This window comes from Ramlibacter sp. (assembly GCF_013697775.1).
GTDB lineage: Bacteria > Pseudomonadota > Gammaproteobacteria > Burkholderiales > Burkholderiaceae_C > Ramlibacter.
Genome location: NZ_JACCWG010000346.1, coordinates 1 through 26,834, shown reverse-complemented (window position 1 = coordinate 26,834; position 26,834 = coordinate 1). Strand labels below are relative to the sequence as shown.

The following is a 26,834-nucleotide window of genomic DNA, read 5'->3' as shown; positions in this document are numbered from 1 at the left end:
CGCTCCTCGTCCGACAAGATCAAATCCGCCTTTGGCCTGCCCGTTCTCATTGCGTATCTCCGCTCGAAAGATACCGCAAGAGCAAGCACGATTAATGCCTGTTATTTACGGGACAGGACACTAGGTGCGCGAGTTCATGCAGCACCGCGGCGGCGGCTGGTGGCGCCGCGGTTGAAAGCATTGCGCCTCATGGACAATGGCGCATGGCCCGGGTCCTGCTGATCGACGACGACGCGCAACTGGGCGAGCCGCTGGCCGCCTATTTCGCGCGCTTCGACGACCGGCTGGAACAGGCCACGCGGCCCAGCGAAGGGCTGGCGCGGCTGCGCCAGGGCGGCTTCGACGCCGTGATCCTGGACGTGATGCTGCCCGAGCAGGACGGCTTCTCGGTGTGCCGCGCGATCCGCCGCGACAGCGACATCCCGGTGCTGATGCTGACCGCGCGCGGCGAGGTGATGGACCGCGTGGTCGGCCTGGAACTCGGCGCCGACGACTACCTGCCCAAACCCTTCGAGCCGCGCGAGCTGGTGGCGCGCCTGCACACCGTGCTGCGCCGCCGCCGCGCGGACGACGCTGGCGGGCGTCTGCGCTTCGACGGGCTGGTGATCGACCCGGTCACGCGCGGCGTGCTGCGACAGGGCGAGCCGGTGGAGCTCACCGGCAGCGAGTTCGACACGCTGCTGCTGCTGGCGCGCGAGCCGGGCAAGGTGTTCAGCCGCGACGACATCCTCAACCACCTGCGCGGCCACGACGCGGAGCTGTACACGCGCGCCGTGGACATCGTGGTGAGCCGGCTGCGCAGGAAGCTGGAGCCGCTGGCCGCGGTGAAGACGCTGCGCAACGCGGGCTACGCGTTCGCGCTGCGCGCGGAAGACTCTCCCCATGCCTGACCGCTGGCACCGGCGCGCGCACCGGCGACTGCGCCACTCGCTGCGCTGGCGGCTGGTGGCGCTGTTCCTGCTGCTGGCGCTGGCGCTGGCCGGCGCCTTCATCTTCGGCATGCAGAAGGCGCTGGGCACCGGCTGGCGCGAGGCCGCCCGTCCGCTGCTCACCGACTACGTGGACCGACTGGCGGCGGAGATCGGCGATCCGCCCGACGTCGCGCGTGCGCAGGCGCTGGCGGCGCGGCTGCCGGTCACGGTGCGCATCAGCGGGCCGCGCGTGCAGTGGCGCAGCGGCAATGCAGGCGACGAGAGCGCGGCGCCCTGGAACCATTACGAGCGCTGGCATGGCGACGACGAGCCGCGCCTGCTGGCGCGCACCACGGCCGACGGCCACCGCATCGAGTTCGGGTTGAACCTGCGGCCCTGGCGCGACCGCCCGCGCCTGTGGGGCTGGGCCACGCTGGCGGTACTGCTGGCGCTGACCGCGCTGGCCTACCGCTACGTGCGGCGCCTGCTGCGCCCGCTGGACGACATCCGCGCCGGCGCCGGGCGCTTCGGTCGCGGCGACTTCCTGCAGCCGATTCCCGTGCGGCGCAGCGACGAGCTGGGCGACCTGGCGCAGGACGTGAACGCCATGGCGCAGAGCATCCACCGCATGCTGGAAGCCAAGCGCGCGCTGCTGCTGGCCATCAGCCACGAGCTGCGCAGCCCGATCACGCGCGCGCGGCTGAACGCCGAGCTGCTGCCCGAATCCGGCGACGCCGGCACGCGCCGCGCCGCGCTGCTGCGCGACCTGCAGGAGATGACCTCGCTGGTGGCCGACCTGCTGGAAAGCGAGCGCCTGGGCCAGGGCCATGCGGCGCTGCAGCGCGAGCCCACCGACTTGGCGGCGCTGGTGCGCGAGGTGGCGGCCTCCTTCGGCGGCGGTGCACCGCGGTTTGAACTGGTGCTCGCCGAAGGCCTGCCGGTGCTCGCGCTGGACCGCGCACGCATGCGCCTGTTGCTGCGCAACCTGCTGGACAACGCATTGCGGCACGGCATGGATGCCACGCAGGCGCCGCTGGTGCGCCTGGCCGCGCAGGGCAGCGGCATCGTGCTCACCGTACGCGACCACGGCCCGGGTGTCGAGGCCGCCGTGCTGCCGCAGCTGGCCGAACCGTTCTACCGCCCCGACAGCGCGCGCGAACGCGCGAGCGGCGGCGTCGGCCTGGGCCTCTACCTCAGCAGGATGGTGGCGCAGGCCCATGGCGGCGGCTTCGCGCTGGAGAACGCCGGCCCGGGGCTGCGGGTGACGGTTGTGCTGCCGTCCTGAGCGGAGGCGCCACAGCAAACGGCTGGGTTCGGGCTTGTCCTCCATTTCGCCATGCGGTGCGCCGAACGGTCCTACCGGTGCTTGCCTACACGGCCTACAGCAAGTGCGGCAACGCGGCCATAAGGTGGTTTCATCCAGATCCATTGCTGAGAGGTGGAAGACATGAACCGACATCTACGCAACCACGCGGCCGCCCTGTTCCTGCTGGCGCCGGTGGCCGCTGCCCTGGTCGCCCCCGGCGCCGAGGCCGCCACCGCGCAGCGCACCACGCCCGCCGCGCCGCAGGTCTATTCGCTCGCGCTCAACGCCGACAACGGCCTCACGCCCGGCTCGCACCTCGACATCACCGTCGAGGGCTCGCCTGGCGCCGACGCCAGCGTGCGGCTGGCCAACTCCAACATCACCGTGCCGCTGCGCCAGGTGCGCGGTGGCGTCTACCGCGGCGGCTACACCGTGCGCAGCGCCGACCGGATCGACCCCACGGCGATGATGCAGGCGCGCCTGACGCGCAGCAACCAGACGACGTCGCGCAACTTCAGCTACCCGGCTTCGTTCCAGGCACTGGTCATGGGCAATGCGCCGCAGCCCGTGCCCGCGCAGCCGCCGGTGGTCGCGGCGGTGCGCATCGAGCGCTTCGCCATGCTGCCCGCCGGCCGCATCGAGCCGGGCCGCGACCTGCGCTTCCGGCTGCAGGGCGCGCCGGGCGCCAACGCCACGCTGGAGATCCCCGGCGTCGCGTCCGGCATTCCGATGCAGGAGGTGAGCCCGGGCGTCTACGAGGCCAGCTACACGGTGCGCCAGCGCGACAACCCCGAGTCGCTGACCACTGCCGTCGCCACCCTGCGCGCGGGTAACCAGTGGGTCACCTCGCGCATCTCGCAGCCAGTGGCGCGCGACCGCCAGGCGCCCACAGTCTCCAGCTTGCTGCCGGCCAATGGCGACCGCGTTCCCGCGGCCGGCCTGACCACCGTGTCGGGCGTTTTCGAAGACGACGGCAACCGCGGCGTCGATCCGGATTCGGTGCGCATCCGCATCGGCGGGCGCGACGTGACCGATGCGGCGCAGATCTCGCCGCGCCGCTTCCGCTTCCAGGGCGACCTGCCCCCGGGCCGCTACACGGCCGAAGTCAGCGCGCGCGACGTGGCCGGCAACGCCGTGACCAAGACCTGGACCTTCGACGTGGTGGACGCCCCGGTGGCCATGGCGCCCAGCGGACCGCTGCCGCTGCACCTGAGCAGCCCGTCCAACAACGCCACGGTCGATCCGAACGGCGGCGTGTACATCCAGGGCCGCACCGTGCCGGGCGCCATGGTGCGCGTGAAGGTGGACGCGGTGCCGCCGGTGATGGGCAACCGGATGGGCGTGGCGATGCAGCTGGCCGACCAGACCATCCAGGCCGACCGTGACGGCCACTTCAGCATCAACGTGACGCCCCGCGCGATGGGCATTCCCGGTTCGCGCTACGAGGTCTCGATCACGGCCAACCAGGGGCCGCAGACCGCGGAGTCGCACATCACGCTGTACCAGCGCGGTTAGGCGCAGCCCCGCCGGAGCCCGCAGCATGACGCTCGCCGAACTGCACCGCATCAAGCTTTGGCATGTCGCCCACCGGCGCGAGCGGCCGCTGGAATACCACCTGTGGGACGCGGTGCTCACGCTGTGGATGATGGGCTGGGTCGGCTGGCTGCCGGCGTTTGCGTTCGACGCGGCGTGGGCCACGCCGCTGTGCATGGCCGGCACGCTGGCGCCGAGCCTGTACGTGGCCTGGCGCATGAAGGCGCACCGCGCACAGCGGCTGCGCTGCGATTGGGCAGCGGTGCTGGTGCCGGCCCCGGCGCAGTCGCCCACCTCCTCCTCCAACTAAAGGGTTCGCGCGCCCGAACTGCCGTGCTCTAATCCGCTCGCAAAGAGGGGACTGGAGCATGGGAATCCACAGATTTCGTTTCGCGGCGCTGCTGGCTGGCGCGCTTCTCACGGGCTGCGCCGCGTTGCCGGACGCCCAGCCGTTCGCCGACAGCTCGGCGCAACTGGCCGGCAGCACGCGTGCCGCCGGCGCGGCGCTGACCCAGTCGCTGCAGGCGGCACAGCTCAACCAGGCCACCGAGGTCGGGCAGGCGTGGGCGGCGCGGGTGCAGGCGGCCGACGCGATGGCGCGCTACGGCGAACAGGTCGCCGGCCTGGCGGCGGCGGGCAACCTGGGCCGCGACAGCGCCGGCAAGCTGGGCGGCGCCCTGACCGATCTGCTGAAAGTTACGGTGACGGCGCAGATCACGGCCGTGGTGGACATCGCCAAGACGCTGTACGAGCAGGCCGCGCGCGCGGCCGCCGCGCAGCAGCTGGACCAGGCGTTCCAGCAGGCGCAGCCGGTGGTGGATGCCTTCGCCGACGCGCTGGACCAGGACCTGGACAAGCGCGTGGTGCCGCTGCTGCAGCTGGCGCAAAAGCAGCAGGCCGCCGACATCGCAAGCGCGGACGGCGGCGTCGACAAGCGCAACCTGCTGCGCGCGTACGAGCTGCGCCTCGCCGCGCTGCAGCAGACGGCGCTCAATGCCCCGACCCCGCAGGCGCGCCAGGATGCGACCGCCGAGGGCACCCGGCTGGAGCCCCTGTTCGCCGGCCTGCAGGCCGACCGGGCCGCGCGGCAGAAGGCGCTTGCCGACATGAACGCCGCCTATGCGGTCCGGCGCGCGCTGGTGAACCAGCTGTCGGAGGCATTGCACGCCTGGGCGCAGGCACACCGCGACCTGGCCCAGGCGGTGCGCGACAAGCGCAAGGTGGATGTGACGACGCTGCTGAGCACCACGCAGGAACTGCGCGACCTGATCCGAAAAGTGAGAACGACATGAGCATTGACGACCTGCACGCGATCGACTGGAACCGCACCGGCCTGATCGGCTGGAAGCCGCTGCTGGACCAGCTGATGGCGCTGGCCGCGCAGGCGGCGCAGTTCACGCCAACCCAGCGGGGCGACTTGGCCGATGCGCTCGACCGCTTCGCCAACGACGCGTTCGATCCGCAGGAGATGAGCGCGATCTCGCAACTGTCTCGCTCGGCGAATGCTTCGGCGCGCACCCTGCGCCAGAGCGCCGCCGCCGACCTGGCCGCGGCGCTCGTGCAAGGCTCGGCCGCCTACACCGCGATGGCGCAGCAGATGCAGGCGCAGAACGCCACGCTCAAGCAGCAGGCGAGCATCCTGAAGCTGGAGCAGCTCACGGCCGCCACACGGGCGCTCGACCAGGCAATGGCCGCGCTCAAGCAGCTGAAAGACACGGTCGCAGGCGGCAAGGACCAGAAACTGTCGGACGCGGTGGCCAGCGCGATCGACACGGTCAAGAAGCTGCGCGACACGCTGGCCTGAACCGCGCCTGCACGCCGCCGCGTTGCGCTACTGCCGCGCGGTGCGCACGCTGCGCGGCAGGCCTTGCGGATGGCTGGTGCGAAACGGGTTGATGTCCAGGCCGCCGCGGCGCGTGTAGCGCGCGTAGACCGCCAGCTTCACCGGCTTGCAGCGGCGCTGCACGTCCATGAAGATGCGCTCGACGCACTGCTCGTGGAATTCGTTGTGGTTGCGAAAGCTCACCAGGTAGCGCAGCAGCCCGCCCTGGTCGATCTGCGGGCCGCTGTAGCGGATCTGCACGCTGCCCCAATCGGGCTGGCCGGTCACCAGGCAGTTGCTTTTCAGCAGGTTGCTGGTGAGCGTTTCCACCACCGGCTTCTCGTCGAAGGCGGCGCCCAGCAGGTGCGGCGCCGGGCTGTAGTCGGTGCATTCGATGTCCAGCCGGTCCAGGCTCAGGCCGTCCATCTCGTGCAGCGGCTCCTGGTCGAACAGCTCGGGCAGGATCAGCCGCACGCCGATGGACGACTGCCGGCCGGAATCGCGCCACACGGCTTCGCTCACGTCGGCGCGGATGCGCTCGCGCACTTCGTCGGCCGAGGCGAACGGCGTGTTGCTGAAGCTGCCCAGGTAGAGCTTGAACGACTTGCTCTCCACGATGTTGGGCGTCTCGCACGGCACGGTGACGTGGGCGATGGCGATCTGCGGCTTGCCGCGCGCGTTCAGCCAGCTGAGTTCGTAGGCGGTCCACAGGTCGGCGCCGAAGAAGGGAATCTGCTCGGGCAGACCGATCTCCTCGCGCTTGGGCCGGCGCGCGATCGGGTACAGCAGACCAGCGTCGTAGCGCTCGATCAGCGGCGCCGCCCTGCCCAGCGGCGACTGCTCGGGCAGGCCGGTCATTCGAAGCGCCGCTCGCGCAGCCACTTGGTGGCGATCCACTTGTCGCCCGCCAGCACCGGCGAGCCGCCGTGCAGGGTCTTGGTGGACGGATGCGCGCGGTCGTAGCTGAAGAACACCGCGTTGCCGCGCTTGGGCGCCACTTCGAGATTGACGTCGGGGAACACCGTGCCGCCGCCCTTGTCCGGCTCGCCCAGGTACATCACCAGCGTGCCCACGCGCTGGCCGCCGCGCTTGAGGATGGTGGGCGTGCCGGGCTCGGCCGGATCGAAATAGTCGTAGTGCGGCTTGTATTCGGTGCCGGGGCGGTAATGCAGGATCTGCAGGCCCTCGCCGTTCTCCATCGGCCAGTTGAGCAGCAGCGCGATGCGCTCCTCGAGCGTGCGCACCAGCGGATGTTCGCCGCGCTGGAAGAACATGCCGTTGCTGGTGCGGTCGGCGTTCACCTCCTCGCCGCCGGTCTTGGTGGCTACCGTCAGCGAGCGCGCCATGCGCGGCTTGGCCAAGTCGATCAGCTGCTCGCATTCCGCATCCGACAGCAGCCCGCCGAACACGATGACACGCGGATTCACCATCACCTGCAGCACGCAGACCTGGCGGTCGCCGGCGTCCAGGTACAGCGGCGACTCCTCCAGGCGCGGCTCGGGCACCGGCACGCCGGGCGGCAAACCCTTTTGCACCGCCTGATGCTCCAGGTGCTCGCGCAGCGTGCTTTCCATGGCGTCGACCGCCACGTCCTCGTTCCAGCCAGAGGCGATCATCGACTTCAGCACCGCCTCGGCGGCATGGCCGGCCTCGGCTTGCGCCACGATCCACTTGCGCAGCTCGGGGGTGATCTGTTGGGTGGCCTGCGTACTGCTCATATCGTGCTTTCCATCGTCTTGCGGCGAAACACCAGCCGGTCCGGCTGCGATGCGGCCTTGTCGAAGGCATAGCCTTCGAGCTTGAAGCCCTCCAGCTTCCTGGGGGTGTCGATGCGTTTCATGATGGCATGGCGCACCATCAGCCCGCGCGCCTTCTTGGCATTGAAGCTGATGATCTTCCAGACGCCGCTTTTCCATTCCTCGAACACGCAGTCGATCACCCGCGCCTTCAGCGCCCGGCGGTCCACCACTTTCGCGTATTCCTGCGAGGCCAGGTTGATGACCACCGGCGTCTTGTCGGCCTGCAGCTGGCGGTTGAGGTTTTCGGCGACGCTTGCGCCCCAGAACTGGTAGAGGTTCTTCGTGTCGCCCACGGCGAGCTGCGTGCCCATCTCCAGCCGGTAGGGCTGCATCCGGTCCAGCGGGCGCAGCACGCCGTACAGGCCGCTCAGGATGCGCACGTGGTCCTGCGCCCACTGCAGGTCGTCGGGCTTCAGGCTGCGCGCCTGCAGGCCGTCGTACACGTCGCCGTTGAAGGCCAGCACCGCCTGCCTGGCATTGCGCGGCGTGAATTTGCGCGACCAGGCCTGAAAGCGCGCGGCGTTCAGCGCGGCCAGCGGGTCGCTGATGTCCATCAGCTGGGCGATCTGCCGGGGCGACTTGCGCCTGAGCACCTCTACCAGCGCGGCGGAGCGGTCCAGGAACGGCGGCAGGGTATGCGGCAGCTCGCCCACGGGGGTCTCGTAGTCCAGCGACTTGGCGGGAGACAGCAGAAAGAGCATGGCCGGGATTATCGGCGCCAGTTGCGGCCCGCCAGCCACTGCATGCTGGCCACGGCCACCACCATCGCCGCATAGGTGGCCATTTTCCCGTCGTTCCCGAAAAACCACAGTCCGGCCAGCAGCACGGCAACGCCGCCCAGGAAATTCAGCGCCACCGGCGCCCACCAGTGGGCCGCGCCCCTGCCCAGGCCCAGCAGGCGGGCGGCAAAAGCCACGCCCAGCGCTACGCCGAGGGCGGGCGCCAGGAAGCTCGACAGGTGGAAAAGAAGATCGATCGGGCCCATGCGGCAGGGACTTGATCCAGGCCATGCGCCCGGAATGTCACCGAATTTTATAATCCGCAAATGGCAGTCTGGGCATTGGGCATCAACCACACGACGGCACCGCTCGATCTGCGGGGCCGTTTTGCCTTTGCCCTGGACCAGATCGGCCCCACCTTGCAGTCGCTGCGCGGCGCCGTGAGCCGCTCGCCCGAGGCAGCCATCCTGTCGACCTGCAACCGCACCGAAATCTATTGCGCCGGCGCCCAGCCCGACATCGAACCCACCATCGAATGGCTGGCGCGTTCCGGCGGCGTCGCCCCGGGCCTGCTGCGCGCGCATGCCTACATGCTGCAGGACGGCCAGGCGGCGCGCCATGCCTTCCGGGTGGCCAGCGGCCTGGACTCCATGGTGCTGGGCGAAGCGCAGATCCTGGGCCAGCTGAAGAACGCGGTGCGCGCCGCCGAAGACGCCGGCGCGCTCGGCAGCACGCTCAACCAGCTGTTCCAGCGCTCGTTCGCGGTGGCCAAGGAAGTGCGCAGCTCCACCGAGATCGGTGCACATTCCATCAGCATGGCCGCCGCTGCCGTGCGCCTGGCCGGCCAGCTGTTCGAAGACCTGGGCAACGTGCGCGTGCTGTTCGTCGGCGCGGGCGAGATGATCGAGCTGGCCGCGACGCACTTCGCCGCCAGGAACCCGAAGAACATCACCATCGCCAACCGCACGCTGGAGCGCGGCGAAAAGCTCGCCGCCCGCTTCGGCGGCGAGACCATGAAGCTGCTGGACCTGCCGGCGCGGCTGCACGAATTCGACGTGGTGGTGAGCTCCACCGCCAGCCAGCTGCCGATCATCGGCCTGGGCGCGGTCGAGCGGGCGCTGAAGGCGCGCAAGCACCGGCCCATGTTCATGGTCGACCTGGCCGTGCCGCGCGACATCGAACCCGAGGTCAAGGCGCTGGAAGACGTGTACCTCTACACCGTGGACGACCTCGCCAACGTGGTGCAGACCGGCCATGCCAACCGCCAGGCCGCGGTGGCGCAGGCCGAGGCCATCATCGACGCCGGCGTGCAGAGCTTCTTGCACTGGATGGACCAGCGCGGCGCCGTGCCGCTGATCCAGCAGCTGAACGCCCAGGCCGACGCGTGGCGCGCGCTGGAGATGGCGCGCGCCCGCAAGCTGCTGGCCAAGGGCGAGGACGTCGAGGCCGTGCTGGAGGCGATGTCGCGCGGCCTCACGCAGAAGATGCTGCACGGCGCACTGGCCGAGCTGCATGCCGGCGACACCGAGGCGCGCCAGCGCGCCAGCGCGGCCATCGAACACTTCTTCCTGCGCAAAGAGCGTTAGCGCCGACCGCGCACTCCAGCTGCCCTTCGACAGGCTCAGGGCGAACGGAGTGTTGTTGCGTCACCTTTCGCCCGGCCGTTCGGGCTGAGCCCGTCGAAGCCCTCCGCTCATGAAACCCTTTCTCCGCCAGCAGCTCGAACGCTTCCCCATCCGCCTGAACGAGCTGGATTTCTTCCTGTCGCAGCCCGAGGTGGTGAACGACATGGAGCGCTACCGCGCGCTCACGCGCGAGCACGCCGAGGTGAGCGAGGTCGCCGGCGTGTTCGCGCGCTTCCTGCAACGCGAGCAGGATGCCGCGCAGGCACGCGAGATGCTGGACGACCCCGAGATGGCCGAGATGGCGAAGGAGGAACTCGCCGCCCTCGACACCGAACTGCCCGCGCTGGAGAACCAGCTGCAGACCCTGCTGCTGCCCAGGGACCCGGACGACACGCGCAACACCTTCCTGGAAATCCGCGCCGGCACCGGCGGCGACGAATCCGCGCTGTTCGCGGGCGACCTGCTGCGCATGTACACGCGCTACGCCGAGCGCCAGGGCTGGCGCGCCGAAATCGTGAGCGAGAGCCTGGGCGAAGTCGGCGGCTACAAGGAAGTGGTGGTCCGCATGGTGGGCGAGGCCTGCTACGGCAGGCTGAAGTTCGAGTCCGGCGGCCACCGCGTGCAGCGCGTGCCGGCCACCGAAACGCAGGGCCGCATCCACACCAGCGCCTGCACGGTGGCCGCCCTGCCCGAACCCGACGAGACGCAGGCGGTGCAGATCAACCCGGCCGACCTGCGCATCGACACCTACCGTGCCTCGGGCGCGGGCGGCCAGCACGTGAACAAGACCGATTCGGCGGTGCGCATCACGCACATCCCGACCGGCATCGTCGCCGAGTGCCAGGACGACCGCTCGCAGCACCGCAACAAGGCCAAGGCGCTGCAGGTGCTGTCCGCGCGCATCCAGGAGAAGGAGCGCGCCGAGCGCGCCGCCAAGGAGGCCGCCACGCGCAAGGGCCTGATCGGCAGCGGCGACCGCTCCGACCGCATCCGCACCTACAACTTCCCGCAGGGCCGCGTGAGCGACCACCGCATCAACCTCACCTTGTACAAGCTGGGTTTCGTGATGGAAGGCGACCTGGACGAGCTGGTCGAGGCGCTGCTGCTCGCGCGCAAGGCGGAGCAGCTGGAGGAGCTGGAAGTGGGCATGGCCTTTTCCCCCTCCCCGTCTGGGAGAGGGTTGGGGTGAGGGACAGCGCGTGACGCTTGCCGAAGCCCTGCGCGCCGCGGCCTCCCAGGGGCTCGCGCGGCTGGATGCGCAGTTGCTGCTGCTGCACGCGCTCGGGCGTGCGCAGGATGAGCGCACGTGGCTGATCGCGCACGACGCGGATGAACTGCCGCGTGCTTCCGCAGACGTCTATCGGCAGCTGTGCGAACGCCGCGCCGCAGGCGAACCGCTGGCCTACATCGTCGGCCACAAGGAATTCTTCGGCCTGCTGCTGCAAGTCGACCGGCGCGTGCTGGTGCCGCGGCCGGACACCGAGACGCTGGTCGAATGGGCAGTGGAGCTGCTCGGCGACGGTGCGGGCAAGTCCGCCATCGACCTGGGCACGGGCAGCGGCGCCATCGCCCTGGCGATCAAGAGGCACTGCCCGGCTGCGCAGGTGGAAGCCGTCGACGTGAGCCAGGACGCACTGGCAGTCGCCCAGGCCAACGCACGCGCGCTGGCGCTCGACGTTGGCTTCCACCAGGCCTTCTGGCTGGCGGGAGCGCGCGGCCGCTACGACCTGATCGCCAGCAATCCGCCTTACATTGCGGCTGCCGACCCGCACTTGGCCAGCCTGCGGCACGAACCCCTGGGCGCCCTTGCCGCCGGTGCCGACGGCCTGGACGACATCCGCGCCATCGCCGCGCAGGCGCCGCGCCACCTCCAACCCGGCGGCTGGCTGCTGCTGGAGCACGGCTGGGACCAGGCCGCGCCGGTCCGGGAACTGCTTGCCGCGGCCGGCCTGCGCAACATTGGCAGCCGGGCGGACTTGGCGGGCATTGCGCGCTGTACCGGCGGCCAATGCCTTGAACTGGGATAATTGGGCCCAATGTGGCAGCAAAGTCAGACTGCCGCCCCAGGAGAGACCATGAGCGACGCCCAGCAACGTATCGACCAACTCGTCAAGAGCAACGACATCCTGTTGTTCATGAAGGGTTCCGCGAGTTTTCCGATGTGCGGATTTTCCGGCCGCGCCATCCAGATCTTGAAGGCCTGCGGCGTGGACCCGCGCCAGGTGGCCACCGTCAACGTGCTCGAGGACGACGGCATTCGCCAGGGCATCAAGGAATACAGCAACTGGCCGACCATCCCGCAGCTGTACGTGAAGGGCGAGTTCGTCGGCGGCTCGGACATCATGATGGAGATGTACCAGAACGGCGAGCTGCACCAGGTGCTGGGCACCGCGTCCGAAGGCTGATCCCTTCTTTGTGAACTTGATAGCAGCCGTGCAATGCGGCTGCTGGAACTGTCGGCTTCTTGCTGACAGCTGAACGCGCCAGACCTCCCATCGATTGCCCTGTGGCACAGCTTATGCTGGAATCACAGCAGAGATTCGTGCAGCCGTTGAAGGAGTGGAATCATGGAGTCGCGCAACCCCGTTCCCCAGTCGCCCGGCCTCCAGTTGCCTATCGCCAACTTGCGCAATGTGTTCCGGCCCAATGAGGTCGAACGCAAGCTGGCCAAGCTCGCGGGCCGCGACCACGACAACCTCCGTTCCACCTACGAGCGCATGCTGGAACGCGGGCCCGAGCGCTTCCAGGTGAAGCCGAGCGGCATTCCGGAGATGGCGGCGCTCTACGAGCAGCTGCCCAATTTCTCGGACGCGCTCGACGACCTGAAGCGCCACGTGGCGCTGTCGCAGGACTGCGGCGACGGCATCGAGATCACGCCGATGCTGCTGCTCGGCCCGCCGGGCATCGGCAAGACGCATTTCGCTCGCAAGCTGGCCGAGCTGCTCGGCACCGGCATGAGCCTGGTTCCGATGAGCTCCATGACGGCCGGCTGGCTGCTTTCGGGCGCATCGTCTCAATGGAAGGGCGCGCGGCCCGGCAAGGTGTTCGAGGCGCTGGTGGACGGCCAGTACGCCAACCCGGTGATCGTGGTGGACGAGATCGACAAGGCCAGCGCGGATGCGCAGTACGACCCGCTGGGCGCGCTCTACAGCCTGCTGGAACACGACACGGCCGAAGCCTTCACCGACGAATTCGCCGAGATCGCCATCGACGCCAGCCAGGTGATCTGGGTGATGACGGCCAACGACGAGCGCTGCATCCCCGAGCCGATCCTGAACCGCATGAACGTGTTCGAGATCATGCCGCCCAGCTTCGAGGCGGCGCGGCAGATCGCACGCAATCTCTATCTGTCCATCCGCGGCGAGCACGGCTGGGGCCAGCGCTTCGCGCCCGAGCCGGCTAACGACCTGCTGGACCAGCTGGCCGAACTGGCGCCGCGCGAGATGCGCCGTGCGCTCATGACCGGCTTCGGCAATGCGCGCCTCGCGCAGCGCAGCGAAATCGCGAGCGACGACCTGCCCAGGCAGAACGGCGCGAAGACGAAGATCGGTTTCCTGCAGTAGGCAGGCAGGCAGGCGCTGGGGCGGTTCAGGACGGCCCGCCGGGCACGCGCTCGGCCGGCTTGGAGGGGTCGGGCGAAGCCTGCACTGGCGGCAGATCATGCCAGTCCCATTGCTTGCTGGCGCCGAACACCGCGTTGGGATACTGCGGCTGGCCGCGGCTGCCGTTATAGCGGCCCAGCGCCATGTACAGGTCGCCGCGCTCGCGCTCCACGTAGTGGCGCAGGATGACGCAGCCGAAGCGCAGGTTGGTCTGCATGTGAAACAGTTTGGCCGGGTCGCCGTCGCCGATCACGCGCGTCCAGAACGGCATCACCTGCATGTAGCCGCGCGCCCCGACGCGGCTCAAAGCGAATTTGCGGAAGTTGCTTTCCACCTGCACCAGGCCCAGCACCAGGCCAGGGTCCAGGCCGGCGCGCTTGCTCTCGTACCAGACCGTCTGCAGGAAGTCCTTGCGCTCCTGCCAGTCGGGTGTGCGCTTGGCAAGCCGGCTTGCCATGGCGCCTAGCCAGCGCAGGTAGGCCAGGCGCGAATCGGTGTCGCGGAACTCGGGCACCGGCGGCGCGGAATTGGAGATGGCGGAACTCAGCGCGGAGCGCACCGAGTCCATCAATGGCTCTTCGAGTTGCCCGCCCGCGACGGCGCGTCCGATCCAGCCGAGCGAGCCCAGCCCACCCAGCAAGCAAGCACGCCGGGCGATCACGCCTGCAACCGGCCCTTGACGAAGGCGAACACTTCGCCCGCCGGCACCTTGGTGGCGGCAGCGTCGCGGCGGTGCTGGTATTCCAGCTGGCCTTCCTTCAGGCCGCGGTCGGAGATGACCACGCGGTGGGGCACGCCGATCAGCTCCCAATCGGCGAACATGGCGCCGGGGCGCTCGCCGCGGTCGTCCAGGATCACGTCCACGCCGGCGCCAGCGAGTTCGGCGTGCAGCTTCTCGGCTGCCGCCTTTACCTCGGCGCTGCGGTCCATGCCGATCGGGCAGACCACCACGGTGAACGGGGCGATCGCGTCGGGCCAGATGATGCCGCGCTCGTCGTGGTTCTGTTCGATCGCGGCGGCCGGCAGGCGCGTGACGCCGATGCCGTAGCAGCCCATCTCGAAGTGCTTGGGCTTGCCGTCCTCGTCGAGGAAAGTGGCGTTCATCGGCACGCTGTACTTGGTGCCCAGCACGAAGATGTGGCCGATCTCGATGCCGCGCTCGATGGCGAGTTCGCCCTTGCCGTCGGGCGAAGGATCGCCCGCCACCACGTTGCGGATGTCGGCCGCCAGATCGGGCTCGGGCAGGTCACGCGCCCAGTTGACGCCGGTGAGGTGGAAGTCCTCTTCGTTGGCGCCGCAGACCCAGTCGGCCATCAGCGCCACTTCGCGGTCGGCCACGAGCTTCACAGGCTTCTTCAGGCCGATCGGCCCCAGGTAGCCGGGCTTGGTGCCGAAGTGTTCCAGGATCTCGGGCACGGTGGCGAAGCGGAAGCCGTTGCCGAGGCCGGGCAGCTTGCGCACCTTCACTTCGTTCATGTCGTGGTCGCCGCGCACCAGCAGCAGCCAGACCTGCGTCTTCACAATCTCGCCGCGTTCGTTCAGTTCGTCGGTGGCCAGCACCAGAGACTTCACCGTGGCCTGCAGCGGCAGCTTGAGCAGTTGCGCCACGTCGGCACAGGTGCTCTTGCCGGGCGTGGGCGTCTTGGCCATCGGCTGGTTGGGCGCGGGGCGCGGGCCCTGCGGCGCGCGCGCCTCGGCCTTTTCCATGTTGGCCGCGTAATCGCTGCCGGGGCAGTAGACGATGGCGTCCTCGCCGGTGGCGGCGATCACCTGGAACTCCTGGCTCACGTCGCCGCCGATGGCGCCGCTGTCAGCCGCCACGGCGCGGTAGCGCAGGCCGAAGCGGTCGAAGATGGCGCGGTACGCGCGGCCCATGGCCTGGTAGCTGCACTTGGCGCCTTCCAGGTCGCGGTCGAAGCTGTAGGCGTCCTTCATGGTGAATTCGCGCCCGCGCATCAGGCCGAAGCGCGGACGGCGCTCGTCGCGGAACTTGGTCTGCACCTGGTAGAAGTTGCGCGGCAGCTGGCGGTAGCTGCGCAGCTCCTGGCGCGCGATGTCGGTGATCGCTTCCTCGCTGGTCGGCTGCACGATGAAGTCGCGGTCGTGCCGGTCCTTGATGCGCAGCAGCTCGGGGCCGTAGGCCTGGAAGCGGCCGCTTTCCTGCCAGAGTTCGGCCGGCTGCACCACCGGCATGCTCAGCTCCATGGCGCCCGCGCGGTTCATCTCCTCGCGCACGATCGCTTCCACCTTGCGGATCACGCGCAGGCCCATGGGCATGTAGGTGTAGATGCCCGCGCCCAGCTTCTTGATCATGCCGGCACGCATCATCAGGCGGTGGCTGGCCACCTCCGCGTCGGCGGGCGCTTCCTTCTGGGTGGAAATCAGGAACTGCGAAGCTTTCATGCGAGGAGGTACGGATCGTGGGTGGGACCGAGCTCTTCCGGCGCTGAGGAGCGCCGTGCATAATGAACTCAGTTAAAAGATTTGGGGTTTGATTATGCTTGACCGGGACGGCTTCAGGCCCAACGTCGGCATCATCCTGCTCAACCAGAAAAACCAGGTGTTCTGGGGCAAGCGCATCCGGACACACAGCTGGCAGTTCCCGCAGGGCGGCATCGACCGCGGCGAGAGTCCGGAGCAGGCGATGTTCCGCGAGCTGCACGAGGAAGTCGGGTTGATGCCGGAGCATGTGCGCATCGTCGCGCGCACGCGCGACTGGCTGCGCTATGAGGTGCCGGAACGCTATATCCGGCGCGATGCGCGCGGCCACTACAAGGGCCAGAAACAGATATGGTTCCTGCTGCAGTTGACGGGCCACGACTGGAACCTGAACCTGCGCGCCACCAACCATCCCGAGTTCGACGCCTGGCGCTGGAACGAGTACTGGGTGCCGCTGGACGTGGTGGTGGAATTCAAGCGCGGCGTCTACGAGATGGCGCTGCGCGAACTGGCGCGCTACCTGCCGCGCTACGACCACCGCAACCGCTACCTGCGCAGCGGCATGCGCGCACGCGACCACGAACACCATGCGCACGACCATGAGGGCGAGCACGGCCCGTACGACGCGCAGCCCACTTCGCCGGCCGGCCTGGAACTGCCGCCCGGCGCCACCTTCGAACCCGATCCGCAGGCATTGCAGCCCGCACCCGATGTGAAAGGCAAGCATGCGCCGTGAATTGCGCGCCACCGCCGCCGTCCTCGCGCTCGTCGCGGGCGGCACCTGCTTCGCGCAGCTGCTGGACGCCGACGTCGACTGGAAAGAGCAGGAAGCCCCGCCGCCGCCGGCGTTGAAGACCCAGCGCCTGATCGCGCTGGAGATGCCCGGCTCACTGCTGAATTTCGGCGTGGACCCCGACTCCATCGCCGTGGGCAACGACGGCGTGGTGCGCTACGTGGTGGTGGCGCGCAGCAGCAGCGGCGCGATGAACGTCATGTACGAGGGCGTGCGCTGCAGCACCGGCGAATGGAAGGTCTATGCGCGCCACAACGCGGACACCGGCTGGAAACAGGTGCAGGATGCCGAGTGGAAGCCGATGTCCGGCAACGCGCAGGCCCGCCACAGCCTGGCGATCGCACGCACCGGCGCGTGCGTCGGACGCGGCGTGAACCGATCCGCGTCACAGGTCGCGCGGGATCTGCGGGCGTCGGGGGACCAGCGCCTGGTGAACTGATGAATTGATGAGCCGATGAACTGATGAATTGAGAAGCGCGTGCCGCGCTCTCAGAGCTTCAGGACCAAGTTGGTCCGGTGGATCATCTCGGGCTCCGCGACGTAGCCAAGCAGCTTCTCGATCTCGCTGGATGGCTTGCGGCACAGCATGCGCGCCTCGGCCGCCGCGTAGTTCGCCAGGCCGCGTGCGATTTCCGCGCCGGCTTCGTCGCGCACCGCGATCACGTCGCCGCGCGCGAAGTCGCCCTCCACCGCTGTCATGCCGATCGGCAGCAGGCTCTTGCCGTCCTCGCGCAGCTTGCGCGCGGCACCGGCATCCACCGCCACCGCGCCGCGCAGCTGCAGGTGGTCGGACATCCAGCGCTTGCGCGCCTGGCTTTTCTGCGTGGGCGCGACCAGCAGCGTTCCCACCACCTCGCCGCGCGCGATGCGCAGCAGGCAGTCGGGCTCGCGGCCCCAAGCGATGGCAGTCGATGCGCCCGAGCCAGCCGCGCGCTTGGCGGCCAGCACCTTGGTGATCATGCCGCCCTTGCCGATGCCGGAGCCGGCGCCGCCGGCCATCGCTTCCAGCGCCGGATCGCCGGCGCGCGCCTCGCGGATGAATTCGGCCGCCGGGTCCTTGCGCGGATCGGCGCTGTACAGGCCCTTCTGGTCCGTGAGGATCACCAGCAGGTCGGCTTCGACCAGATTGGCGACCAGCGCGCCCAGCGTGTCGTTGTCGCCGAACTTGATCTCGTCGTTGACGACCGTGTCGTTCTCGTTGATGACCGGCAGCACCTTGAGCGACAGCAGCGTGAGCAGCGTCGAACGCGCGTTGAGGTAGCGCTCGCGGTCGGCCAAGTCGGCGTGTGTGAGCAGCACCTGCGCGGAACGCAGGCCGTTCTCGCGCAGCTTGGTTTCGTACATCTGCGCCAGGCCCATCTGGCCGACGGCCGCCGCTGCCTGAAGCTCGTGCACCTGGTGCGGCCGCGTGGTCCAGCCCAGGCGCTTCATGCCTTCGGCGATGGCGCCGCTGGACACCATGATGACCTCGCGCCCCTCGTGCGCCAGGGCGGCCAGCTGGCGCGACCACTCGCCGATGGCGCGCTCGTCCAGCCCACGGCCCTCGTTGGTCACCAGGCTGGAGCCCACCTTGACCACGATGCGCTTCGCCTCGCGCAGCGTGGAGGACACGCCGTCGGTCATTCGGAAGCCGTGAAGCGCGGATCGACCTCGACCGACGGCTGCTCGGCCACCTGCTGCGCCTTGATGTGCTGGTAAATGGCCTTCACCAGGTGTTCGCAGCCTTCGCGCGTGAGCGCCGAGATCTCGAACACCGGGCCCTTGTAGCGCATGCGCTTGACGAAGTCCTTCACGCGCGCCTCGCGCTCGTCGGCCGGCACCATGTCCAGCTTGTTCAGCACCAGCCAGCGCGGCTTCTTGTAGAGCGCGTCGTCGTACTTTTTCAGCTCGGCGGCGATGGATTTGGCCTGCGCCACGGGGTCGACGTTGTCGTCGAACGGAGCGATATCCACCATGTGCAGCAACAGCCGCGTGCGCTGCAGGTGCCGCAGGAACTGGTGGCCCAGGCCGGCGCCTTCGGATGCGCCTTCGATCAGGCCCGGCACGTCGGCTACCACGAAGCTCTGCTCGGGGCCGACGCGCACCACGCCCAGGTTCGGGTGCAAGGTGGTGAAGGGATAGTCGGCGATCTTGGGCCGCGCGTTGGAGATCGCGGAGATGAGAGTGGATTTGCCGGCGTTCGGCATGCCAAGCAGGCCGACGTCGGCCAGCACCTTGAGCTCCAGCTTCAGCTTCTTGCTCTCGCCCGGCCAGCCCGGCGTCTTCTGGCGCGGCGCACGGTTGATCGAGCTCTTGAAGCGCATGTTGCCGAAGCCGCCGTCGCCGCCCTTGGCGATCATGATCTTCTCGCCGGGCACCAGCAGTTCGTACAGCACCTCGCCGGTTTCGGCGTCGGTGACGATGGTGCCCACCGGCATCTTCAGCGTGATGTCGTGGCCGGCCGCGCCGAACATGTCGGAGCCCATGCCGTGCTCGCCGCGCCCGGCGTCGTGGCGGCGCGAGTAGCGGTAGTCCACCAGGGTGTTGAGGTTGGGATCGGCGATCGCCCACACGTGGCCGCCGTGGCCGCCGTCGCCGCCGTTGGGGCCGCCGAATTCCTTGTACTTCTCGTGGCGGAACGAGACGCAGCCGTTGCCCCCATCGCCGGCAGCGATGTCGATATAGGCTTCGTCGACGAATTTCATGGGGAACGACCAGTATAAAAAAACAAAGCCCCGACGAGTCGGGGCTTCAATGGCGGGATCGAATCGATCAGGCGCCCGGGACGATGCTCACGGTGTGCTTGTTCATCGAGCCCTTGATCGCGAACTTCACGTGGCCGTCCACCAGGGCGAACAGCGTGTGGTCCTTGCCCAGGCCGACGTTGGTGCCGGGGTGGAACTTGGTGCCGCGCTGGCGCACGATGATCGCGCCGGCGCCGATGAGCTCGCCGCCGAACGCTTTCACGCCCAGCATCTTGGGCTGTGAATCACGCCCGTTTCGCGTCGAGCCGCCGCCTTTTTTCTGTGCCATGTCGTCTGCTCCGGTTAAGCGGCGATCGCGCCGATTTCCAGCTCGGTGTATTGCTGGCGATGACCCTGGTGCTTCTGGTAGTGCTTGCGGCGGCGCATCTTGAAGATGCGCACTTTTTCGTGCTTGCCGTGCGCCACGACCGTGGCCTTGACTGTCGCACCGGACACCAGGGGAGCGCCGACCTTCAGGTCGCTGCCGTTGCCGACGGCGAGCACTTGGTCGATCACGATTTCCTGGCCGATGTCCGCAGTAATCTGTTCTACTTTGATCTTTTCGCCGGAGGCAACGCGATACTGCTTGCCGCCGGTTTTTATGACCGCGTACATAGGGGAACCTCTCAAATGGAAAAGCCTCGCGAACGAATTCCGCGAAGCCCAAGACTATAGCATGGGTTTGCGGCTACTCACAAGGCTCGCTGGCGAGTCAGGCTGAGCGCCCGGGCCGCTTCCTATAATCCCAGACTTTTGGGCGCGCCCTCTTGACCGACTCTTCCAGCACAGCCGCAGTCCTGTCCCTCGTCGCCGACGACATGCTGCAAGTGGACGCCGTCATCGGCAAGCGGCTCGCATCCGGCGTTCCCCTGGTTGGCCAGGTTGGCCAATACATCATTTCCGCGGGCGGCAAGAGGCTGCGCCCCGCCCTGCTGCTGCTAGTGTGCGGCGCGCTCGGCTTTCGCGGCGAGCAGCGCTTCAACCTCGCGGCGGTCGTCGAATTCATCCACACCGCCACGCTGCTGCACGACGACGTGGTGGACGAGTCCACGCTGCGGCGCGGCCGCGCCACCGCCAACGAGCGCTTCGGCAACCCGGCCAGCGTGCTGGTGGGCGACTTCCTCTATTCGCGCGCCTTCCAGATGATGCTGGACGCGAACAACGTGCGCGTGATGGAAATCCTGGCCGACGCCACCAACGTCATCGCCGAGGGCGAAGTGCTGCAGCTGATGAACATGCACGACGCCGGCCTGGACGAGGACGGCTACCTGCAGGTGATCCGCTCCAAGACCGCCAAGCTGTTCGAGGCCAGCGCGCGCCTGGGCGCGGTGCTGGCCGGCGTGCCCGCGCCGCTGGAACACGCCTGCGCCGACTACGGCCAGGCGCTGGGCACGGCGTTCCAGGTGATCGACGACGTGCTCGATTACGACGGCGACGTGGCGGAGCTGGGCAAGAACCTGGGCGACGACCTGCGCGAAGGAAAAGCCACCTTGCCGCTGATCGCCGCGATGCGCCGCGGCTCTGCCGAACAGCGCGCGGTGGTGCGCCACGCCATCGAAACCGGCGCCCTGGGCGAACTCGAACACATCGTGCGGATCGTACGTGAAACAGGTGCGCTGGACGTGGCGCGCGACGCCGCCGCAGCGGAGGCGCAACGCGCGATGCAGGCCGCCCGCGCACTGCCTTCGAATTCGCACACGCAAGGTTTGCTACAATTGGCGGCTCAATTGCTGCAGCGGCGCAACTGATCCCGCATCAGGTCCAAACGCGTCGCAAACCATCGGGGTGTAGCTTAGCCAGGTAGAGCGCTACGTTCGGGACGTAGAGGCCGGAGGTTCGAATCCTCTCACCCCGACCAGTTTTCCTTCTTCCGCAGCCTTCGCGTGACTTCGTACCAACTTCGCGCCGCTCTCGCGGCCGCGAAGATTTACAGCGCCCAGGCTTTTCGGCGATGATCCACGGATGACCTCCGCTGCCGCTTGTTCCGGCGCTTGCACGTAGTTACATCCATGGCCGCAGTCGACCCCGTCTCCTCCATCGAAGCGCCGTCGCTCGCCATGCCGGGCCTTGCGCGCGCGCTGGTCACGGCCGGCAAGCTGGGCCAGAAGGCCGCCGAGGACATCTACCGCAAGGCGCAGGCCAACCGCAGCAGCTTCATTGCCGAACTCACCGGCTCGGGCGCCGTGTCGGCCTCCGACCTGGCGCACACCATGTCGGTGGCATTCGGCGCGCCGCTGCTGGACATCGGCGCGGTCGACATCCACCGGCTGCCCAAGAACCTGCTGGACGGCAAGATCTGCCAGTCCTACCGGGTGCTGGTGCTGTCCAAGCGCAACAACCGGCTGACGGTGGCCACCGCCGACCCGTCGGACCAGCAGGCCGCCGAGAAGATCAAGTTCGCCACCCAGATGGGCGTGGACTGGGTGATCGCCGAATACGACAAGCTGTCGAAGATGGTGGAAGCGCTGGCGGTCACCGCGACCGAGGCGATGGACAGCATCATCGGAGACGACTTCGACTTCGACGAGTCGTCGGTGCAGTCGGTCAACGAGGACGACATCGGCAACGCCGAGGTCGACGACGCGCCGGTCGTCAAGTTCCTGCAGAAGATGCTGCTGGACGCCATCGGCGCGCGCGCCTCCGACCTGCATTTCGAGCCCTACGAGCACACCTACAGGGTGCGTTTCCGCGTCGACGGCGAGCTGCGCGAGATCGCTTCGCCGCCGGTCGCCATCAAGGACAAGCTGGCCTCCCGCATCAAGGTGATTTCGCGGCTGGACATCTCGGAAAAACGCGTGCCGCAGGACGGCCGCATGAAGCTCAAGATCGGCCCGGAGAAGGTGATCGATTTCCGGGTGAGCACGCTGCCCACGCTGTTCGGCGAGAAGATCGTGATCCGTATCCTGGACCCGGCAGCCGCCAAGGTGGGCATCGAGGCCCTGGGCTACGAGCCCGAGGAGAAGGCGCGGCTGATGCAGGCCATCGTCCGGCCCTACGGGATGGTCCTGGTCACCGGCCCCACGGGTTCGGGCAAGACGGTGTCGCTCTACACCTGCCTGAACCTGCTTAACAAGGCGGGCGTGAACATTTCCACCGCCGAGGACCCGGCCGAAATCAACCTGCCGGGCGTGAACCAGGTGAACGTCAACGACAAGGCGGGACTCACTTTCGCCGTGGCGTTGAAGGCGTTCCTGCGGCAGGATCCGGACGTGATCATGGTCGGCGAAATCCGCGACCTGGAAACCGCCGACATCGCGATCAAGGCGGCGCAGACCGGCCACATGGTGATGTCCACGCTGCACACCAACGACGCGCCGACCACGCTCACGCGCATGCGCAACATGGGCATCGCGCCGTTCAACATCGCCTCCAGCGTGATCCTCATTACCGCGCAGCGCCTGGCGCGGCGCCTGTGCCCGAACTGCAAGCAGCCGATCGACATTCCGCACGAGACGCTGCTGGAAGCAGGCTTCCAGGAAGAGGACATGGACGGCAGCTGGACGCCCTATCGGCCGGTCGGCTGCTCGGCGTGCAACAACGGCTACAAGGGCCGCGTCGGCATCTACCAGGTGATGCCGATCGGCGAGGACATGCAGCGCATCATCCTGGCCGACGGCAGCGCGCTGGACATCGCCGAGCAGGCTGCGCGCGAAGGCGTGCGCACGCTGCGGCAATCCGGCCTGCACAAGGTCAAGCAGGGCGTCACCTCTCTCGAAGAGGTGCTCGCCTGCACCAACGAGTCATAAGGCCGAAAGGCCGCATCAGGAGCCAGGGGACATGGCCACCGCAACAGCAAACAAGATCACCGAGTTCGTCTTCGAGTGGGAAGGCCGGGACCGCAACGGCAAGCCGGTGCGCGGCGAAACGCGCGCGGGCGGTGAGAACCAGGTGTCCGCGGCCCTGCGCCGCCAGGGCATCACACCGGCCAAGATCAAGAAGCGGCGCATGCGCTCGGGCCAGAGGATCAAGCCCAAGGACATCGCCATCTTCACGCGCCAGCTCGCCACCATGATGAAGGCCGGCGTGCCGCTGCTGCAAGCCTTCGACATCGTGGGCCGCGGCAACTCCAACTCCAGCGTCACCAAGCTGCTCAACGACGTGCGCACCGACGTGGAGACCGGCACCTCGCTGTCGTCGGCATTCCGCAAGTACCCGCTGTACTTCGACAGCCTGTACTGCAACCTGGTGGAGGCAGGCGAAGCCGCCGGTATCCTGGAAACCCTGCTGGACCGCCTGGCCACCTACATGGAGAAGACCGAGGCGATCAAGTCCAAGATCAAATCGGCGCTGATGTACCCGATCTCGGTGGTGGTGGTGGCCTTCGTGGTCGTCACGGTGATCATGCTCTTCGTGATTCCCGCCTTCAAGGAGGTGTTCAGCTCCTTCGGCGCCGACCTGCCCGCGCCCACGCTGTTCGTCATCGCGTTGAGCGAGTTCTTCACCAAGTACTGGTGGCTGATCTTCAGTTCCATCGGCGGCGGCCTGTACTTCTTCTTCCAGGCCTGGAAACGCAACGAGCGCATGCAGCAGTTCATGGACCGGCTGATGCTCAAGCTGCCGATCTTCGGCCCGCTGATCTACAAGTCGGTGCTGGCACGCTGGACCCGCACCTTGTCCACCATGTTCGCCGCCGGCGTGCCGCTGGTGGAAGCGCTCGATTCCGTGGGCGGCGCCTCCGGCAACTCGGTGTACGCCAAGGCCACGGTCAAGATCCAGCAGGAAGTCTCCACCGGCACCAGCCTGACGGCTGCGATGGCCAACGCCAACGTGTTCCCGTCGATGATCCTGCAGATGTGCGCGATCGGCGAAGAATCCGGCTCGATCGACCATATGCTGGGCAAGGCGGCCGACTTCTACGAGTCCGAGGTCGACGACATGGTGGCCGGCCTGTCCAGCCTGATGGAGCCGGTCATCATCGTGTTCCTGGGCAGCCTGATCGGCGGCATCGTGGTGTCCATGTACCTGCCCATCTTCAAGCTGGGCCAGGTGGTCTGACGGTGCTGGGGTTCGGTCCGGGCATCGATGCCGCGCTTGCCGGCATCCTGGGGCTGCTGCTGGGCAGCTTCCTCAACGTGGTGGTCTACCGCCTGCCCAAGATGCTGGAGCGCCAGTGGGCGGCGGAGTGCGCCGAGCTTACCGGCGCGCCGCCGGCCGCCGAAGAAACGGAGCCGTTCGACCTGGCGCGCCCGCGCTCGCGCTGTCCCGCCTGCGGCCACATGATCCTGTGGTACGAGAACATCCCGGTGCTCAGCTGGCTGGCGCTGCGCGGCAGATGCTCGGCCTGCAAGGCGCCAATCAGCGTGCGCTATCCGGTGGTGGAACTGGCAACCGGCGGCGTGTTTGCCTACTGCGCGTGGCGCTGGGGCGTCGGCTGGACCGGTGCCGCCTGGGCCGGCTTCGGCGCCGCCATCCTGGCGCTCGCGCTGATCGACTGGGACACCACGCTGCTGCCCGACGACATCACCCTGCCGCTGGTCTGGGCCGGGCTGATTGCCGCGGCCCTGGGCCTCTCGGGCACCACCCTTGCACAGTCGCTGTGGGGCGCGGTGGCGGGCTACCTGTCGCTCTGGCTGGTGTTCCAGGCCTTCAAGTTCTTCACCGGCAAGGAAGGCATGGGCTACGGCGACTTCAAGCTGTTCGCGGCGCTGGGCGCCTGGTTCGGCTGGCAGGCGCTGGTGCCCATCATCCTCATGGCCTCGGTCATCGGCACGGTGATCGGCATCGCGATGAAGCTGTCGTCCAAACTGCGCGAAGGCCGGTACGTGCCGTTCGGCCCGTTCCTCGCCCTGGGCGGCCTCGCCGCCATGGTGTTCGGACCGGCGGCGATCCTGCGGACGGTCGGTCTCTAGCCGCGGAACACCCATGGCGGCGCGCATCGGCCTCACGGGCGGCATCGGCAGCGGCAAGAGCACCGTGCTGCAGATGCTGGCCGGCCACGGCGCCGCGACCATCGATGCCGACGCCATTTCGCGCGCAACCACCGCGGCCGGCGGCGCGGCCATTGCCGACATCGCGCGCGTGTTCGGCCCCGGGTTCGTGGGTGCGGACGGCGCGCTGGACCGCGCCCGCATGCGCGAGCGCGCCTATGCCGACCCCGGCGCGCGCAAGCAGCTGGAGGCCATCGTGCATCCGCTGGTGGGGCGCGAGATCGCGCGCCAGACCGATGTCGCGCTGGCTGCCGGTCACCGCTGCATCGTCTACGACATCCCGCTGCTGGTCGAATCCGGCCGCTGGCGCAGCCAGTTGGACCGCGTACTGGTGATCGACTGCCCGCCGGACACGCAGGTGCGGCGCGTGGCTACGCGCAGCGCGCTGTCCGAAGCCGAGGTGCGCGCCATCATCGCGGCGCAGGCACCGCGCGGGCTGCGGCTGGCGGCGGCCGATCTCGTGATTTGCAACGAAGCTTGCACCTTGCAGGAATTGGCCGCGCAAGCGGCCCAGGCGGCGCGAAGCTTCGGGCTATGATGGCGGCCTTCCTGAAGCTGCCAGCCGCGTGATCCTTTACGAGTACCCGTTCAACGAGCGCATCCGGACTTACCTGCGCCTGGAGCACCTGTTCCGGCGCCTTGGCCAGCTCGTGCCGCGCAGCCATGCAGTGGACCACCACTATGCGCTCGCCACCATCTTCGAGGTGATGGACGTCTCCGCGCGCGCCGACCTCAAGTCCGACGCGATGAAGGACCTGGAAAAGCAAAAGCAGCTCCTCAACAGCTACCGCGGCAATCCGGCCATCTCCGAGAAGGTGCTGGACGACGTGATCCGCCAGCTCGATGGCTGCTTCAGCGCCCTGAACAAGCTGCCCGGCAAGGCCGGCCAGCCGCTCACCGAAAACGAGTGGCTGATGAGTATCCGCAGCCGCGTCGGCATTCCGGGCGGCACCTGTGAATTCGACCTGCCGGGCTACTACGCCTGGCAGCACCGCGAAACCCATGAGCGCCAGGCCGACCTGGAGCGCTGGGCCTCCACCCTGGCACCGCTGGCCGAATCCGTGCACCTGCTGCTCAAGCTGCTGCGCGATTCCGGAACGCCGCAGAAGGTAGTGTCGGCCAACGGCCACTTTCAGCAGACGCTGCCGTCCGGGCGCACCTTCCAGCTGGCGCGCCTGCGCATCGACCAGCACCTGGGCGTGGTGCCGGAGATCAGCGGCAATCGCCTGATGATCTCGGTGCGCCTGATGCGCCAGGACAGCGAACGCATGCAGCCCAGCACGGACAGCGCGCCGTTCGAGCTGACCCTCTGTTCCTGAAAAGGCGAAAGCCATGGCGAGTTCCCGACCCGCATCAGCCAAGCCGCGCCTGGTGCGCTGCCCCTCGTGCGGCGGCGACAGCGTCTATGCGCCCACCAATCCCTACCGCCCGTTCTGCAGTGAACGCTGCAAGAACATCGACCTGGGCGCCTGGGCAAGCGAGAGCTTCCGCGTGCCCGATGAGACGCCGCCGGACGACCAGCCGTTTGGGGATCCGAAGGTTCAGTAGGTTTTTTCGCTTGTCTGGGTTCGCTCGTGTCTTGGGTGGCGGTTGCCGCGGCAGCCGGTGCCCGCCAGGGGCTCATGCTGTGGCGGT

General features: G+C 68.2%; 30 protein-coding genes and 1 tRNA gene. 21 read left to right on the top strand and 10 right to left on the bottom strand.

Translation table 11 applies throughout. The features are described 5' to 3' along the window. Window positions 1–203: 203 nt before the first annotated feature. The 6 genes from H0U68_RS17435 (at window position 204) to H0U68_RS17410 (ending at window position 5,554) form a co-directional block, all read left to right on the top strand. A complete protein-coding gene (locus H0U68_RS17435; RefSeq protein ID WP_296357877.1) occupies window positions 204–890 on the top strand; it encodes a response regulator transcription factor in 687 nt (228 codons plus the stop codon). Further along, window positions 883–2,196, top strand: a complete 1,314-nt coding sequence (locus H0U68_RS17430; RefSeq protein WP_296357875.1) for a HAMP domain-containing sensor histidine kinase — start codon at window positions 883–885, stop codon at window positions 2,194–2,196. The genes H0U68_RS17435 and H0U68_RS17430 overlap by 8 nt, the downstream gene beginning before the upstream one ends. 162 nt (window positions 2,197–2,358) lie before the next feature. After that, the gene (locus H0U68_RS17425) at window positions 2,359–3,732 is read left to right on the top strand and encodes a hypothetical protein (RefSeq protein ID WP_296357873.1); all 1,374 of its coding nucleotides are present in this window, start codon (window positions 2,359–2,361) and stop codon (window positions 3,730–3,732) included. 25 nt (window positions 3,733–3,757) lie between these two features. Beyond that, window positions 3,758–4,060 (top strand): hypothetical protein, encoded by a 303-nt coding sequence (locus H0U68_RS17420; RefSeq protein ID WP_296357871.1) that lies wholly within the window; start codon window positions 3,758–3,760, stop codon window positions 4,058–4,060. Between the two features lie 58 nt (window positions 4,061–4,118). After that, a complete protein-coding gene (locus H0U68_RS17415) occupies window positions 4,119–5,042 on the top strand; it encodes a hypothetical protein (protein ID WP_296357869.1) in 924 nt (307 codons plus the stop codon). Further along, window positions 5,039–5,554 carry a hypothetical protein gene (locus H0U68_RS17410; RefSeq protein ID WP_296357867.1) on the top strand — a complete coding sequence of 172 codons (516 nt, stop codon included), beginning with the start codon at window positions 5,039–5,041 and terminating at the stop codon, window positions 5,552–5,554. The genes H0U68_RS17415 and H0U68_RS17410 overlap by 4 nt, the downstream gene beginning before the upstream one ends. Window positions 5,555–5,581: 27 nt before the next feature. Here the strand turns inward: H0U68_RS17410 and queF are convergent, their stop codons facing one another. From queF to H0U68_RS17390, 4 genes are read right to left on the bottom strand one after another with little or no spacing between them, the layout of a single operon-like run. After that, complete coding sequence (queF, locus tag H0U68_RS17405; protein WP_296357865.1) at window positions 5,582–6,430, bottom strand: NADPH-dependent 7-cyano-7-deazaguanine reductase QueF; 849 nt, start codon at window positions 6,428–6,430, stop codon at window positions 5,582–5,584. Continuing rightward, window positions 6,427–7,290: a 2OG-Fe(II) oxygenase gene (locus H0U68_RS17400; protein ID WP_296357863.1), complete on the bottom strand. Its 864-nt coding sequence runs from the start codon at window positions 7,288–7,290 to the stop codon at window positions 6,427–6,429. The genes queF and H0U68_RS17400 overlap by 4 nt, the downstream gene beginning before the upstream one ends. Then, the gene (gene yaaA, locus H0U68_RS17395; protein ID WP_296357861.1) at window positions 7,287–8,072 is read right to left on the bottom strand and encodes a peroxide stress protein YaaA; all 786 of its coding nucleotides are present in this window, start codon (window positions 8,070–8,072) and stop codon (window positions 7,287–7,289) included. Before yaaA ends, H0U68_RS17400 begins: the two co-directional genes overlap by 4 nt. An 8-nt stretch (window positions 8,073–8,080) precedes the next feature. Beyond that, a complete protein-coding gene (locus H0U68_RS17390) occupies window positions 8,081–8,356 on the bottom strand; it encodes a hypothetical protein (RefSeq protein ID WP_296357859.1) in 276 nt (91 codons plus the stop codon). Between the two features lie 60 nt (window positions 8,357–8,416). On the opposite strand from H0U68_RS17390, the gene hemA reads away from it, so the two are divergent. The 5 genes from hemA to H0U68_RS17365 all read left to right on the top strand — a co-directional run bounded on the left by hemA (window position 8,417) and on the right by H0U68_RS17365 (window position 13,278). Next, the gene (gene hemA / locus H0U68_RS17385) at window positions 8,417–9,676 is read left to right on the top strand and encodes a glutamyl-tRNA reductase (RefSeq protein ID WP_296357857.1); all 1,260 of its coding nucleotides are present in this window, start codon (window positions 8,417–8,419) and stop codon (window positions 9,674–9,676) included. Between the two features lie 109 nt (window positions 9,677–9,785). Then, window positions 9,786–10,904, top strand: coding sequence for a peptide chain release factor 1 (prfA, locus tag H0U68_RS17380; protein ID WP_296357856.1), 1,119 nt, complete (start codon window positions 9,786–9,788; stop codon window positions 10,902–10,904). A gap of 10 nt (window positions 10,905–10,914) precedes the next feature. After that, entirely contained in the window at window positions 10,915–11,742 is an 828-nt protein-coding gene (gene prmC, locus H0U68_RS17375) for a peptide chain release factor N(5)-glutamine methyltransferase (protein WP_296357855.1), read from the top strand. Between the two features lie 48 nt (window positions 11,743–11,790). Then, complete coding sequence (gene grxD, locus H0U68_RS17370; protein ID WP_296357853.1) at window positions 11,791–12,120, top strand: Grx4 family monothiol glutaredoxin; 330 nt, start codon at window positions 11,791–11,793, stop codon at window positions 12,118–12,120. A 162-nt stretch (window positions 12,121–12,282) separates the two neighbouring features. Beyond that, window positions 12,283–13,278 carry an AAA family ATPase gene (locus H0U68_RS17365; protein WP_296357852.1) on the top strand — a complete coding sequence of 332 codons (996 nt, stop codon included), beginning with the start codon at window positions 12,283–12,285 and terminating at the stop codon, window positions 13,276–13,278. A gap of 25 nt (window positions 13,279–13,303) precedes the next feature. Here H0U68_RS17365 and H0U68_RS17360 read toward each other — a convergent pair whose 3' ends face one another. Both H0U68_RS17360 and H0U68_RS17355 read right to left on the bottom strand, forming a co-directional pair. Further along, window positions 13,304–13,978 carry a lytic transglycosylase domain-containing protein gene (locus tag H0U68_RS17360; RefSeq protein ID WP_296357850.1) on the bottom strand — a complete coding sequence of 225 codons (675 nt, stop codon included), beginning with the start codon at window positions 13,976–13,978 and terminating at the stop codon, window positions 13,304–13,306. After that, a complete protein-coding gene (locus tag H0U68_RS17355; RefSeq protein ID WP_296357848.1) occupies window positions 13,975–15,720 on the bottom strand; it encodes a proline--tRNA ligase in 1,746 nt (581 codons plus the stop codon). Before H0U68_RS17355 ends, H0U68_RS17360 begins: the two co-directional genes overlap by 4 nt. Window positions 15,721–15,814: 94 nt before the next feature. Here H0U68_RS17355 and H0U68_RS17350 point away from each other — a divergent pair, with 94 nt between their 5' ends. Continuing rightward, the gene (locus tag H0U68_RS17350; protein ID WP_296357846.1) at window positions 15,815–16,492 is read left to right on the top strand and encodes an RNA pyrophosphohydrolase; all 678 of its coding nucleotides are present in this window, start codon (window positions 15,815–15,817) and stop codon (window positions 16,490–16,492) included. Next, window positions 16,482–16,988 (top strand): CNP1-like family protein, encoded by a 507-nt coding sequence (locus tag H0U68_RS17345; protein WP_296357844.1) that lies wholly within the window; start codon window positions 16,482–16,484, stop codon window positions 16,986–16,988. Before H0U68_RS17350 ends, H0U68_RS17345 begins: the two co-directional genes overlap by 11 nt. A gap of 50 nt (window positions 16,989–17,038) precedes the next feature. Here H0U68_RS17345 and proB read toward each other — a convergent pair whose 3' ends face one another. The 4 genes from proB to rplU all read right to left on the bottom strand — a co-directional run bounded on the left by proB (window position 17,039) and on the right by rplU (window position 19,887). Then, window positions 17,039–18,172 carry a glutamate 5-kinase gene (gene proB, locus H0U68_RS17340; RefSeq protein ID WP_296357842.1) on the bottom strand — a complete coding sequence of 378 codons (1,134 nt, stop codon included), beginning with the start codon at window positions 18,170–18,172 and terminating at the stop codon, window positions 17,039–17,041. Continuing rightward, entirely contained in the window at window positions 18,169–19,233 is a 1,065-nt protein-coding gene (gene cgtA, locus H0U68_RS17335; RefSeq protein WP_296357838.1) for an Obg family GTPase CgtA, read from the bottom strand. Before cgtA ends, proB begins: the two co-directional genes overlap by 4 nt. Before the next feature lie 67 nt (window positions 19,234–19,300). After that, window positions 19,301–19,561, bottom strand: coding sequence for a 50S ribosomal protein L27 (gene rpmA / locus H0U68_RS17330; RefSeq protein WP_296357836.1), 261 nt, complete (start codon window positions 19,559–19,561; stop codon window positions 19,301–19,303). A 14-nt stretch (window positions 19,562–19,575) separates the two neighbouring features. Beyond that, a complete protein-coding gene (gene rplU / locus H0U68_RS17325; RefSeq protein ID WP_296357834.1) occupies window positions 19,576–19,887 on the bottom strand; it encodes a 50S ribosomal protein L21 in 312 nt (103 codons plus the stop codon). 203 nt (window positions 19,888–20,090) lie between these two features. Here rplU and H0U68_RS17320 point away from each other — a divergent pair, with 203 nt between their 5' ends. From H0U68_RS17320 to H0U68_RS17285, 8 genes are all read left to right on the top strand, one after another. Continuing rightward, a complete protein-coding gene (locus H0U68_RS17320; protein WP_296357882.1) occupies window positions 20,091–21,020 on the top strand; it encodes a polyprenyl synthetase family protein in 930 nt (309 codons plus the stop codon). Between the two features lie 33 nt (window positions 21,021–21,053). Continuing rightward, window positions 21,054–21,130, top strand: a tRNA-Pro gene (locus H0U68_RS17315). A gap of 151 nt (window positions 21,131–21,281) precedes the next feature. After that, window positions 21,282–23,018 carry a type IV-A pilus assembly ATPase PilB gene (gene pilB, locus H0U68_RS17310; protein WP_296357832.1) on the top strand — a complete coding sequence of 579 codons (1,737 nt, stop codon included), beginning with the start codon at window positions 21,282–21,284 and terminating at the stop codon, window positions 23,016–23,018. 31 nt (window positions 23,019–23,049) lie between these two features. Continuing rightward, window positions 23,050–24,267 (top strand): type II secretion system F family protein, encoded by a 1,218-nt coding sequence (locus H0U68_RS17305; RefSeq protein WP_296357830.1) that lies wholly within the window; start codon window positions 23,050–23,052, stop codon window positions 24,265–24,267. A 5-nt stretch (window positions 24,268–24,272) separates the two neighbouring features. Then, window positions 24,273–25,121, top strand: coding sequence for an A24 family peptidase (locus tag H0U68_RS17300; RefSeq protein WP_296357879.1), 849 nt, complete (start codon window positions 24,273–24,275; stop codon window positions 25,119–25,121). 13 nt (window positions 25,122–25,134) lie between these two features. Further along, on the top strand, window positions 25,135–25,737 hold the full coding sequence (gene coaE, locus H0U68_RS17295; protein ID WP_296357828.1) for a dephospho-CoA kinase: 603 nt from the start codon (window positions 25,135–25,137) through the stop codon (window positions 25,735–25,737). A gap of 28 nt (window positions 25,738–25,765) precedes the next feature. Next, complete coding sequence (gene zapD / locus H0U68_RS17290; RefSeq protein ID WP_296357825.1) at window positions 25,766–26,518, top strand: cell division protein ZapD; 753 nt, start codon at window positions 25,766–25,768, stop codon at window positions 26,516–26,518. A gap of 13 nt (window positions 26,519–26,531) precedes the next feature. Continuing rightward, window positions 26,532–26,747, top strand: coding sequence for a DNA gyrase inhibitor YacG (locus tag H0U68_RS17285; protein WP_296357824.1), 216 nt, complete (start codon window positions 26,532–26,534; stop codon window positions 26,745–26,747). Window positions 26,748–26,834: the final 87 nt, after the last annotated feature.